This window comes from Candidatus Eremiobacteraceae bacterium (assembly GCA_035295225.1).
Taxonomy (GTDB): Bacteria; Vulcanimicrobiota; Vulcanimicrobiia; order Eremiobacterales; family Eremiobacteraceae; genus JABCYQ01.
Window position 1 is genome coordinate 140,202 of sequence record DATGJI010000023.1, and the last position, 12,304, is coordinate 152,505.

Annotated in this window: 14 protein-coding genes; 13 read left to right on the top strand and 1 reads right to left on the bottom strand. The window is 63.4% G+C overall.

All coding sequences use genetic code 11. The features are described 5' to 3' along the window. Positions 1 to 42: 42 nt before the first annotated feature. The 13 genes from VKT51_03690 to VKT51_03750 all read left to right on the top strand — a co-directional run bounded on the left by VKT51_03690 (position 43) and on the right by VKT51_03750 (position 11,400). Positions 43 to 432: a hypothetical protein gene (locus VKT51_03690; GenBank protein HLJ83266.1), complete on the top strand. Its 390-nt coding sequence runs from the start codon at positions 43 to 45 to the stop codon at positions 430 to 432. A 9-nt stretch (positions 433 to 441) separates the two neighbouring features. After that, positions 442 to 1,170: a F0F1 ATP synthase subunit A gene (atpB, locus tag VKT51_03695; protein HLJ83267.1), complete on the top strand. Its 729-nt coding sequence runs from the start codon at positions 442 to 444 to the stop codon at positions 1,168 to 1,170. Between the two features lie 11 nt (positions 1,171 to 1,181). Next, on the top strand, positions 1,182 to 1,466 hold the full coding sequence (atpE, locus tag VKT51_03700) for a F0F1 ATP synthase subunit C (protein HLJ83268.1): 285 nt from the start codon (positions 1,182 to 1,184) through the stop codon (positions 1,464 to 1,466). 16 nt (positions 1,467 to 1,482) lie between these two features. Further along, on the top strand, positions 1,483 to 1,917 hold the full coding sequence (locus tag VKT51_03705; GenBank protein HLJ83269.1) for an ATP synthase F0 subunit B: 435 nt from the start codon (positions 1,483 to 1,485) through the stop codon (positions 1,915 to 1,917). A gap of 1 nt (position 1,918) precedes the next feature. After that, positions 1,919 to 2,416: a hypothetical protein gene (locus tag VKT51_03710; protein ID HLJ83270.1), complete on the top strand. Its 498-nt coding sequence runs from the start codon at positions 1,919 to 1,921 to the stop codon at positions 2,414 to 2,416. Further along, positions 2,409 to 2,993: an ATP synthase F1 subunit delta gene (gene atpH / locus VKT51_03715; GenBank protein HLJ83271.1), complete on the top strand. Its 585-nt coding sequence runs from the start codon at positions 2,409 to 2,411 to the stop codon at positions 2,991 to 2,993. Before VKT51_03710 ends, atpH begins: the two co-directional genes overlap by 8 nt. Continuing rightward, a complete protein-coding gene (gene atpA, locus VKT51_03720; protein HLJ83272.1) occupies positions 2,994 to 4,505 on the top strand; it encodes a F0F1 ATP synthase subunit alpha in 1,512 nt (503 codons plus the stop codon). Between the two features lie 4 nt (positions 4,506 to 4,509). After that, a complete protein-coding gene (gene atpG, locus VKT51_03725; protein ID HLJ83273.1) occupies positions 4,510 to 5,367 on the top strand; it encodes an ATP synthase F1 subunit gamma in 858 nt (285 codons plus the stop codon). 149 nt (positions 5,368 to 5,516) lie between these two features. Next, a complete protein-coding gene (atpD, locus tag VKT51_03730; protein ID HLJ83274.1) occupies positions 5,517 to 6,932 on the top strand; it encodes a F0F1 ATP synthase subunit beta in 1,416 nt (471 codons plus the stop codon). Positions 6,933 to 6,937: 5 nt separating this feature from the next. Further along, positions 6,938 to 7,354 (top strand): ATP synthase F1 subunit epsilon, encoded by a 417-nt coding sequence (gene atpC / locus VKT51_03735; GenBank protein HLJ83275.1) that lies wholly within the window; start codon positions 6,938 to 6,940, stop codon positions 7,352 to 7,354. 43 nt (positions 7,355 to 7,397) lie between these two features. Then, positions 7,398 to 8,753: a UDP-N-acetylglucosamine 1-carboxyvinyltransferase gene (murA, locus tag VKT51_03740; protein HLJ83276.1), complete on the top strand. Its 1,356-nt coding sequence runs from the start codon at positions 7,398 to 7,400 to the stop codon at positions 8,751 to 8,753. 32 nt (positions 8,754 to 8,785) lie between these two features. Beyond that, positions 8,786 to 9,763, top strand: coding sequence for a rod shape-determining protein (locus VKT51_03745; protein ID HLJ83277.1), 978 nt, complete (start codon positions 8,786 to 8,788; stop codon positions 9,761 to 9,763). Continuing rightward, positions 9,760 to 11,400 carry a 1,4-alpha-glucan branching protein domain-containing protein gene (locus VKT51_03750; protein HLJ83278.1) on the top strand — a complete coding sequence of 547 codons (1,641 nt, stop codon included), beginning with the start codon at positions 9,760 to 9,762 and terminating at the stop codon, positions 11,398 to 11,400. The genes VKT51_03745 and VKT51_03750 overlap by 4 nt, the downstream gene beginning before the upstream one ends. Positions 11,401 to 11,569: 169 nt before the next feature. On the opposite strand, the gene VKT51_03755 is transcribed toward VKT51_03750, so the two are convergent. Continuing rightward, entirely contained in the window at positions 11,570 to 12,280 is a 711-nt protein-coding gene (locus VKT51_03755; protein HLJ83279.1) for a metallophosphoesterase family protein, read from the bottom strand. Between the last annotated feature and the right edge of the window lie 24 nt (positions 12,281 to 12,304).

Genomic DNA, 12,304 nt, shown 5'->3' on the forward strand with positions numbered 1-12,304 from the left:
TCGGAGGTCGGCATTTGGGACGGCGCGAACCCGGTCGTTCCGATGGAAATCTACCGCCCCTTTCAGGCAGCGGTCGCATCGCGTAGTGCGGCAGTCGCACTCGCGGCGGCTTCTCTGCTGTCGGTCGCCTGGCACGCCTACATCCCCGCGCTCGCGTTTATCGGTGGGACCTTAGTAAGTCTCGCGTGCCAATTCCACATCGCTAGAAGTTTCAACCGATTGGTGAAAGGCGGCAAACGCTATCTACCGTTTCTCCCGGTCGAAGGCGTATTGCGCGTGCTTCTGGCTGGTGCAGCGCCCTTTCTGATCGTCGGACGCGGACCATGGCTCGGTTACTTCACATACCTTGCCGGATTTGTCGCACCGCTGGCAGTAGCGATTCTGGTATATCATAAACAAATCGTTGACGGTCGCGACAACGCGAACGCCTAAAGGGAAACGATGCACGAGACCATCGGAACTCATCCGCTCTGGGTGATTCCGTTCATGCCCGCGCCGTTCAATACTGTGCACGCGGACACGGTTACCATCACGTGGATCGCCATGGCGATCGTGCTCGTGGCGGTCGGCGTGCTCGCGCAGATGCATCCCGTCACGCGCCTTTCCAAACGCTACTCGTTTCTTGAGCTGATCGTCACCGGCATCGCGAGTCAAGTCGAGACGATTCTCGGCAAGAACGGCCTGCCGTTCGTTCCTTTCATCCTCTCGCTCTTCATGTTCATCTTCGTGCTCAACGAGATCGGGCTATTCCCCTTCATCGGTATGTCGCCGACCTCCGATCTGAATACGACCGCCGCGCTTGCGATCTTCACCATCCTGCTCATTCAAGGCGTCGGCATCGCGCGAAAGGGTCTGGGCTATTTCGGCCATCTCGTCATCAGGCCGCTCGGCCTCGGCATCCCGATGCTGCCGATCATGATCATCGACGAGCTCGCGCGGCCGGTCACGCTTGCGATGCGGCTCTTCGGGAACATCTTCGCCGGTGAGATATTGTTGGTGGTGGTCTCGGTCGTCATCGCCGCGCATCTCGGCATCATCTCGGCGCTGGCGAACGGCGGTCCGATCTTCATCTACGTGTTCAACATGCTCATCGGGCTCATCCAAGCGGTCGTATTCACGTTGCTCACCGCCGCGTACCTCATCACTCCGACGTCCGACGAACCTCACTAAAGGGAGAACACATGGAAAACGCTATTTTGGTTTCAGCCGTCATCATCGCGTTCGCGTTGATGGTCGGTTTCGCGGCCTTCGGGTCCGCGATCGGTGACGGCATCATCGGCAGCAAGGCCGTGGAATCGATCGCACGGCAGCCGGAAGCCAGGCCGAACATATTCTTCTTCTACTTCCTCGGATTCGGCATCCTGGAGGCATTCCCGATCATCGCGATCGCGCTCGCCTTCTTTCTTCTTATCGGCGGCGGCGGGCTCGGCGTGATGTCGGTGCTCAAGCCGATCCTCGGCAAGTAGTCCGCGAAAGACCAGCATGCTGCTCTCGATCGACGGCACGTTCCTCGTCCAGATCCTGAACTTCGTCGTGTTCTGGACACTGCTGAACTATGTGTTCATCAGACCGACGAGGCGCGCGATCGAGGCTCGTCAGCAGGCGATCGATGCAGTGAATCGCGCCGCCGAGGAATTGCGCAAGCGCGCCGAAGCGCTGAACGCACAGGCCGAATCGCTGTTGGACGGAACGCGCCGCCGCGCCGACGAGCTGCTGCGCGCTGCAGCTGCGCAAGCCGCCGATGAAGCCGATGCCATCGCGCGCCGCGCCGCCGCCGATGCGGCTGCGTCCGTTCAGCTCGCTCACGCGACCGTCGCCGCGGAGCGCGCGGCAGCCGTCGCGAACCAAGGGCCGCTCGTCGCCGAACTTGCGCGCGCCATGGTCGCCAAGGCGACCGATCTCGAAAGCGTGGCGTAGGATGAGCACGCCCGATCTCACCGATCCGGTCTTTATCGCGAAGGTCATCGACTTCATCATATTCGCGATCGCGATCGTTTACATATTCCAGAAGTTTCTCAAGCCGCAGCTCGTCGCGGTGCAAGAGGCGCAGAACAAGGCAGTCGCCGACGCCGACGCCTATCGCCGGAGCTGCGCCGAGGCGGTGGAGACGGCGCAACGGGATCTCGAACAGGCCGGCAAAGATTCGCAGCGCATGGAGTCGACAGCCGATGCACAGGCAAAGCGGATGGTTGCCGACGAGATCGCGGAAGCAGGCGAACGCGCGAAACGCGTCGTTGACCATGCGGCGGGCGAGCTCGAACGCGAACGCTTTCGCGTCCGACGCGAGCTTCTCGAAGAGACGGTAGATCGGGCACATGCGCAAGCGCGCGAAGAAGTGCAGCGCGGACTAACGCCGGCCCGCCAGCGCGCGCTCGTCGAACGTATGCTCACAGATCTTGAGCGCAGCCGTGTTTAAAGAGACTGTGGCCCGACGCTATTCCGCCGCGCTTTTCGCTCTCGCGAAGGACGCAGGCACCATCGATGCGACCGTGCGCGAACTCGACGCGTTTGTCGCAGCGCTCAAGAGCGATCCGTCTATCGCCGAATTCTTCGGCTCGCCGGTGATCGAGCGCGCGCGCAAGACCGAGCTGCTCAAGAGCGCGCTCGATGGGCGCGCAAGCGAGCTCATCTCGGGATTCCTGGCCTTGTTGGTCGCGAAGCGGCGCGAGAACCTCGTCGAGACGATCGCGCGACAGATGCACGAGCTTTCCGACGAAGACGCGCAGCGCGCGACTGCCCACATCGCAACGCCCGCAGGGTTGGATCCAGCAGAACTCGCCGACCTCGCCCGGCGCCTTTCAAACGTCTACAAACGCACCATCGTGCCCCAGGCGAAGGTGGATCCCGGCATTCTGGGCGGCGCCGTCGTGCAGGTCGGCGACAAGTATGTCGACGCCAGCATCGCCGGCAAACTCGAAGCGGTTCGCCGCCATTTGCTCGCGCACGTCGACGCCCCCGGCTCGACGTCCCCGAACGGAAAAGGAAGTCAGTAGATGATCAATGCGGATGAGATAGCCGGTATCCTCAAGGCCCAGATACTGAACGCGCGGACGCAAGTCCAAGAGGACGAAGTCGGCACCGTCATAGAGGTCGGCGACGGCGTCGCGCGCGTCTATGGGCTGTCTGCGGTCGGTTTGAACGAGCTCGTTCAATTCCCAAATGGCCTGTTCGGCATCGCGTTCAACCTTGAAGAGGACAACGTCGGCGTCGTCATCATGGGTCCCGACGTTGAGATCAAAGAAGGCGCGACGGTGCGCCGCACCGGCAAGATCATCTCGGTGCCCGTCGGCGACGGCGTGGTCGGGCGGATTGTCGATCCGCTCGGTCAGCCGCTCGACGACAAAGGACCGGTCAAGACGACTCGCACGCGGCCCATCGAAACGCAAGCGCCAAGCGTGGTCCAGCGCCAACCGGTTCACGAACCGATGCAGACCGGTATCAAGGCCATCGACGGCCTCGTGCCGATCGGGCGCGGCCAGCGCGAGCTGATCATCGGGGACCGGCAGACCGGCAAGACCGCGCTTGCGGTCGACTCGATCATCAACCAAAAGGGCAAAGGGGTCATCTGCATCTATGTCGCGATCGGCCAGAAAGCGTCGACCGTCGCGCAGCTCTACAAGATCCTCACCGATGCCGGGGCGATGGATTACACCACGATCGTCGCGGCCAACTCCGGCGACCCGGCGAGCTTGCGCTACATCGCCCCGTACGCGGGCTGCGCGATGGGTCAAGAACTCATGTACGCGGGCAAGCACGTGCTCATCATCTATGACGATCTCTCAAAGCACGCGCAGGCATATCGCGAGATCTCACTCGTTCTGCGCCGCCCGCCTGGGCGAGAAGCGTATCCGGGCGATATCTTCTATCTGCACTCACGCCTCTTAGAGCGTGCGGCCAAGCTCTCGGACGAACTCGGCGCAGGGTCGCTCACCGCGCTGCCGATCATCGAGACGCAGCAAGGCGACGTCTCGGCATACATCCCGACGAACTTGATCTCCATCACGGACGGACAGATCTATCTCGAGACCGGCTTGTTCTTCAACGGAATCCGCCCGGCCATCGACGTCGGCTTGTCGGTCTCTCGCGTCGGCGGCAACGCACAGACGAAAGCGATGAAGGCGGTGGCCGGCCAACTCCGGCTTGAGCTCTCGCAGTATCGCGATCTCGCAGCGTTCTCGAAGTTGGCCTCGGACCTGGACAAAGCGACGCAAGCCCAGCTCTCCCGCGGTGAGAAGATCACGGAAACGCTGAAGCAGCCGCAGTTCGAGCCGCTTGACCTGGATCAGCAGGTCGTCCAGATCTATGTGGCCGTCAACGACCAGCTCGCGGACGTGCCCACCACGGATATCCAACGCTTCCACAAGCGTTTCTACGAATTTCTCAAGACCACCGTGCCCGGTGTCTTGAGCGCCATCGTCGATTCGAAGACGCTTTCCGACGACACCAAGAAGCAGCTGAACTCGAGCATCGCAGAGTTCAAGCAGCGGTTCAACAAGAGCAGCTGACGATATGCCAACCCTCCGCCAGCTGCGCGACCGCGTCAAGAGCCTGAAGAACACGCAGCAGATCACGCGCGCGATGAAGATGGTCGCCGGCGCGCGCATCCGCCGTGCTGAGCTCGCGATGAAGGCTGCGCGGCCGTATGCGACGGCGGTCGGCGAAATGTTGCGCGAACTTGCGAGCGGCGGCGCAAAGGATCACCCGCTCCTGCAAGAGCGCGAAGTGCGAACCCCGGCCGTGCTGCTGATGACGGCGGACAAAGGGCTATGCGGCGCGTTCAACTCCAATCTCGTGCGCTCCGCGCTCAATACGGCGAAAACCGCGGGGCCGCAGACGCGGCTCTACCTCGTCGGTCTTAAGGGCCGCGTGCAGCTGCGCAAGTCGCCGTACGAGATCGCGGAATATTGGCCTCTCCTGGGCACGCCCTTCTCTGAGCTGAGCAAAATCGTGGCCCAAAAAGTTTCGGATGATTTTCTTTCCGGCGCGGTCGATGACGTCACGCTTGTCTCGAGTCGTTTCGTATCCACGATCGTGCAGCGGCCGACGCCCGTCCGTCTGCTCCCGGTCTCGAGCGGTGAGGCCGCGGCGCGTCGATCGCCGACGCAGAACAGCTACGAGTTCGAACCCGATACCAAGGGCGTGCTGGCAGCGCTGCTTCCGAAGTATGTCGAGTTCACCGTCTATCAAGCGCTGCTCGAAACGCAAGCATCCGAATTCGCGGCGCGTCTGCTCGCGATGAGCAACGCGACGGATAACGCCGGCAAGCTGATCGACGACCTGACGCTTGTGATGAACAAAACGCGCCAAGCTGCGATCACAAAGGAGATCTTGGAGATCGTCGGCGGCGCGGAGGCCCTAAAGGGATGAATCACCTTTGTAGGGCGGACCTTTACGGTCCGCCGGCGGCCCATAAAGGGCCGCCCTACATTCCGCCCGGCGCGCCGTAAAGGCGCGCCCCACATTCAAATAGCCCCACATTCAAATAGCCCCACATTCGTTCGGATAAAGGATAACGCATGGCAACCGCAGGCAAAGTCGTCCAGGTTCTCGGCAACGTCGTCGACGTGGAATTCTCGCTCGAGACACTGCCGGCGATATACACAGCGCTTCGCACGACGGTCGCGTCCGCGGACGGCGCCGGCACCGAGCTGACGCTCGAAGTGCAGGGCGAGTTGGGAAATAACCAGGTGCGCTGTCTCGCGATGGGCGCCACCGAAGGTATGGTCCGCGGCGCCGAAGTCCGGGATACCGGCGCGCCGATCAGCGTTCCCGTCGGCGAAGGCACGCTCGGCCGCATCTTCAACGTGCTCGGCAAAGCGATCGACTCCGACAGGCCGGTCCAAGCAAGCGCGATACATCCGATCCATCGGAGCGCGCCACTGGTCGACGAACAAGATCCCACCACCGTGATGTTCGAGACCGGGATCAAAGTCGTGGATCTCATGGCTCCCTATGTACGCGGCGGAAAAGTTGGCCTGTTCGGCGGCGCCGGCGTCGGCAAGACCGTCCTCATACAAGAACTGATCCGCAACATCGCGGCAGAGCACGGCGGGTACTCCGTCTTCACCGGCATCGGTGAGCGCACGCGCGAAGGCAACGATCTTTACCTGGAGATGAAGCACTCGGGTGTCCTCGATAAGACTGCGCTCGTCTTCGGGCAAATGGATGAGCCGCCGGGCGTTCGGCTGCGGATCGGTCTCACGGGCGTGACCATGGCCGAATATTTCCGCGACGACCAAGGCAAAGACGTCCTGCTCTTCATCGACAACATCTTCCGCTTCATGCAGGCGGGCTCGGAAGTCTCGGCGCTGCTCGGACGCATGCCGTCAGCCGTCGGCTATCAACCGACGCTCGCATCGGAGATGGGCGCACTCGAAGAGCGCATCACTTCCACCCGCAAAGGCTCGATCACGTCCGTGCAGGCGGTGTACGTCCCCGCCGACGACTTGACCGATCCCGCAGTCGCCACGACCTTTGCCCACCTCGACGCCACGACCGTGCTCTCGCGCTCGATTTCGGATAAAGGCATCTACCCGGCCGTGGATCCGCTCGCGTCCACCTCGCGCTTGCTCGAGCCGCGCTTCGTCGGAGACGAGCACTACGAAGTCGCCCGCCGTGTCCAAGAAACGCTGCAGCGCTACAAAGATCTGCAGGACATCATCGCGATTCTCGGTGTTGAGGAATTGTCGGAAGACGACAAAGTCATCGTCGGCCGCGCGCGCCGCATCCAGCGGTTCCTTTCGCAACCGTTCCACGTCGCTGAAGCGTTCACGGGCCGGCCAGGAAAATACGTGCCGCTCAAAGAGACGATCGCAGGCTTCAAAGAGATGGTCGAAGGCAAGCTCGACGATCTTCCGGAGCAGGCGTTCTACATGGTCGGCAACATCGACGAGGCCAAAGAAGCGGCAGAGAAGATGAAGGCGGGCGTCTGACGGCGATGGCAGCATCTGTCGACCTCGACGTCATCACGCCGGGCGCGGTCAAATTCCAAGGGAAGGTCGAGATCGTCGTGGCCCCAGGCGGCGCCGGCGACCTAGCCGCATTGCCCAATCATGCGCCGATGCTCACGACGCTGCGCATCGGCGTGCTTCGAGCCACGGTCGCGGACGGCGAGAAGCGCCGCATCGAATTCGCCGTCAACGGCGGTTTTATGCAGATCACGCCGGCGAAATGCGTCGTCCTGACGGACATGGCGCTGAGCGCAGCCGACATCAATATCGACGCGGTGCAAGCCGAGGCTAGGCGGGCCGCGGAGAGCCTCGCGCAGAAGCATGGTGCGAACGACGTGAGTGAACGTGACGCCGTGGCGTGGGCGGCGGCCCAGCTCGAGGTCGCGCGAGCCCCACAGGTCTGACCGCGGTCGCGTCTTCGACTGACGCGACGTCACAAGGATATCGATGGACCACCTAGACGGCTTGCGCACTCGGCTCGTCGTTGACGGCGGCCGGCGCCTCGAGGGTTCGGTCGAGGTGCCCGGCGCCAAGAACGCGGCGCTTCCGATCATGGCGGCAGCGATTCTCGCCGAAGGCGAAGTGATTCTGCACGCCGTGCCGCGCATCACCGACGTCGACGTGATGGCGTCCATCCTCGAAAGCCTTGGTGCGCGCGTCCGCGAGCAACCCGGCGGCACGCTCATCATCGACACGTCGTCCATCGCTTCGCACGCGGCGCCCTACGCGCTCGTCAGCAAATTAAACGCATCGTTCGACGTCGCCGGACCTCTGCTCGCGCGTTTCGGCCGCGCACAAGTCCCGCAGCCCGGCGGCTGCGTGCTCGGTCCGCGGGCGGTCGATCTCCACTTGAGAGGTTTCGAAGCCCTCGGCGCCGCGGTCACGCTCGAGCACGGCTCCATCATCGCGAGCGCGGAGTCGCTGACGGGGGCGGACATCACGCTCGATCGTCCGAGTGTCGGCGCCACCGAGAACATCATGCTCGCGGCGACGCGCGCGAAGGGCACGACGATCATCCGAAATGCCGCGCGCGAACCCGAGGTCTGCGATCTCGCGGAGTTCGTCAACGCGATGGGCGGACGCGTGCGCGGCCACGGCAGTTCAACGATCACGATCGAAGGCGTGCGCCGGCTGCGCGGTGTCGAATACACGATCATTCCCGACCGGCTGATGGCCGGGACGTATCTCTTGGCCGGTGCGATCACGGGCGGCGATGTGACCGTCAAAGGTTTGGACCCGACGTTCCTCTCCGCGCTGACGGAAGCGCTCTCGGCGAGCGGTGCAGAGGTCACGGCGTCGGGCGTAAGCGTGCGCGTGCAGGGGAAAGCTCATCGCAAGCCGGTCGATATCGTCACCGCGCCCTATCCAGGGTTTCCCACCGACCTGCAGCCGCAGTTCGTCGCTTACTTGAGCCTCGCGCGCGGAACTTCCACCGTCGAAGAGACGATCTTCGACGCGCGCTTCGTCTATGTGAGCGAGCTCGCGCGCATGGGCGCAGACATCCGCGTGGCCGGGCGCACCGCAATCGTGACCGGCGTCGAACGGCTCAAGGATGCGGTGGTCGAGGCGCCGGATATCCGAGCAGGCGGCGCGCTCGTCCTCGCCGCTCTCGCGGCCGAAGGCACGACGCAGATCGGTGGGCTCGAGTTCATCGATCGCGGCTACGAATTTTTCGAAGAACAACTCGCGACGCTCGGCGCGTCGATCGCGCGCGCGAGCGCGGTCGAGCCCGTGATGCCGCGTCAAGACCTCGGCGAGACGATTCGGATGCCGCGCATCGTCACGCCGTTTCGCGCTTCGTGACCACACCGCTCGTCGCGCAGTAGGAGACCAGTTTGGAAATCGGAATCGACCTCGGCACTGCGAACGTCCTCGTCTACGTTCGCGGCAAAGGCATCGTGCTGCGCGAACCTTCGGTCGTCGCGCGCGATGTCCGCTCCGGAAAAACGCTCGCGGTCGGAGAAGAAGCGCGCATGATGCTCGGCAAGACGCCGAGCAACATCCAAGCCATTCGTCCGCTGCGCGACGGCGTCATCGCCGACTTCGAAGTCACAGAAGCAATGCTCAATTATTTCATCAAGAAGGTCACGCGCAACAACGGATTCTTTTCGTGGCTGCGGCCAAAACCAGCGGTGACGATCTGCGTTCCGGCGGAGATCACGTCGGTGGAAGAGCGCGCAGTGCGCGACGCCGCGAAACTTGCCGGCGCCAAGAGCGTGGACATCGTTGAAGAACCCATGGCGGCGGCGATCGGAGCCGGCCTGCCCATCGACGGGCCCAGCGGCAACATGGTCGTGGACATCGGCGGCGGCACATCCGACGTCGCGGTGATCTCGCTCGGCGGCATCGTCGTGAGCCAATCGATCCGCGTCGCGGGGAACAAGATCGATGAAGCGATCGCCCGGCACATCCGGCGCGTGTACAATCTCATGATCGGCGAGCGGACCGCCGAGGACATCAAGGTCACGATTGGATCGGCTTACAAGCTCGATCCGGAATTGCGGATGGATATCCGGGGCCGCGATCTCATCAACGGTCTGCCCAAGACGGTGAACATCTCGTCGGAAGAGATGCGTGAAGCGATGGCCGAGCCCATCGGGGCGATCATCGACGCGGTCAAGAGCGTGCTGGAAAAGACCCCGCCGGAATTGGCGGCGGACATCATCGATCGCGGAATATTCCTCACAGGCGGCGGCGCGCTGCTGCGCGGCTTTGATTCGCTGCTCTCCGAAGTGACCGGGATTCCCGTGATCGTCGCGGATGATCCGATGTCGTGCGTCGCGATCGGCACCGGCCAACGCGTTCGGGTGTGAGTGCAATTCCGGCGCCTTCAATAATTCGTTCGTCTGCGCGCACCGGCCGCGCCGACACATTTGTCCTAGCGCTGCACGCGCATCTGCCGTTCGTCCGAAAAGCCGGCCGCTGGCCGTTCGGCGAAGAGTGGCTGTACGAAGCGATGGCCGGCACGTATCTGCCGCTGCTCGGCGTCTTCGAACGCCTGGCGCACGACGGCGTTGCTGCTCGCGCGGCGGTCGGCATAACGCCTGTGCTGCTCGAACAGCTTGCGGATCCGTATCTGCAAGACGGCTTCACCGAGTATGCCGCGAGAGTCGCAGCTGCAGCCGACGTCGACGCCGAAAACGCGGCCGACTCGGGCCAATCCGCGCGCGCGGCGCTCGCGCGCGATCACGCGCGCCGCTACCGGGAGTTGGCGGCTGACTTCACGGCGCGCGGCGGCGATATCGTCGCTGGCTTCGCCTCGCTAGCGCAAGCGGGCCGCATCGAAATCCTCACGTCTGCTGCCACGCACGCGTTCTTGCCGCTGCTAGCCACGGAGTCGCTCGTGCGAGCCGAACTGCGCGTCGGCGTGGAGACGACGCGCGCGCGTCTCGGCGTCGCGCCGGCCGGCATCTGGCTGCCGGAGTGTGCGTATCGCCCAGGACTCGAGCGCGATCTCGAAGAGCTCGGACTTCGGTATTTCTTCGTAGATGCGCACGCGGTCACGGGCGCGGAGCCGCTTTCGGCGTCGAGTCATTTCGGGCTTGCGGCACGAGCGGCGACCGTTGAGCAAGAAGACGCGGCGTCACACGAGGCTGCGACCTTTCGACCGCATTACGTCGCCGATTCGAGCGTCATCGCATTTGCGCGTTCGGTCGAAGTCAGCCGGCAAGTCTGGGCGCGGCATTTCGGCTATCCGGGAGATCCCGCATACCTCGAGTTCCACAAGCGCGCGGAGACGTCGGGCTTGCATTATTGGGCGGTGAGCGGACCGTCGCACGACCTGGGTGATAAGGCCGAATACGATCCTGCCGCTGCGAGTTATCGCGTGCGCGAGCAGGCGGAGCATTTCGCTTCGCTGGTCGAGGATCTGGCCGTCTCGGTCGCCGACGGCGCGTGCATCGTCGCGCCCTACGACGCCGAGCTCTTCGGACATTGGTGGTTTGAGGGGCCGGCGTGGATCGAAGCAGTCATGCGCAGACTTGCGGCGCGCGGTGCGGTCACCCCGGCCACCCCATCGGAAGCGCTGACGATGGTACCGGCGCGCGACGCGCTCGATCTGCCGGCGACGTCTTGGGGTGAGGGCGGCGACTTCAGAGTCTGGTCGAACGCGCAGACGGACTGGATGTGGCCGCGCATCCACGCCGCCGAGTTCGCGATGCGTGACGCAGTTCGTTCGCTGCCGAACGCAGATCCGCTCACGAAACTGTACCTCAATCAAGCTGCACGCGAACTCTTGTTGCTCAGTTCCAGCGACTGGCCGTTTCTCATCACGACCGGGCAGGCGCGCGAGTACGCGGAGCAGCGGTTCTCGGAACACATCACGCGCTTCGATGACTGTCTCGCAGCCGCTAAACACGGCGGCGCGAGCGAGAGCGCACGGCGCAGACTGGCCCTGTACGCGGAGACCGACAACGTCTTCGCGCGGATCGACTACCGCATCTTCGGTTGACCTACGTAGGGCGGCCCTCTATCGCCCGCCGCAAATGTTGGGCGGGCCTTTATGGCCCGCCGCAAAGGTTGGGCGGGCCTTTATGGCCCGCCGCAAATGTTTATGGCGGCCATGTAGGGCGGGCCTTTATGGCCCGCCGACGAGATGTACCGCCATCGTAAGGTCCGTCCTACAGCGCGCCGGGCGGATGCAGAATATTGCACGCGGCAAAGTTGTCGGCTTCCGGATAGCTGGTTGCGCGCACGCGCGCGGCAGCTGCTTCGTAGTCGTATTCCGAACGCTGCAATCGGACATCCGGACCGAGCTGCAGCCAATATGCGCCGCGCTCCTCGAAGGGCATGCCGACGCTGCCTGCGTTCACCACCCGAACCGCGCCGATCATCCGATCGAACTGCGTGTGCGTGTGACCGCAGATGACCAACGACGAACTGACATCGGCGAAGGCCGGCAGCAGGTTCTCTTCAGGCGTTTCGCGCGTGAAGATCTCCGTGTCGCTTCGCGGCGTCGCGTGACAGAATAAAACGTCACCGAGCCCTGCGATCGGGAGCTGCAACGTCGGCGGCCAGGCGGCGATCGCCAACGCATCATCGGATCGCAGCTGCAACGCGGTCCATTTCACCACGTGCCGGAACTTTTCTGGGACCCCGCTCGTTTCATCGCCGTCGAGCAACGCGAGCACCTCGCGATCTCCGTTGCCGCGGATGAATTCCACCGGGATGTCCAAATCTTGCAAGAACGCCATCGTTTCACGCGGCATCGGGCCCGGCAGAACGTCGCCGCCGACGACGATCCGATCTATTGTTTCGCGACGGACGTCGCGAAGGACGGCCTCAAGCGCCGGAAGATTCGAATGGATATCATACAGCGCCGCGACCCGCACGTGAGGCTCGGCGTTTTAAATGTA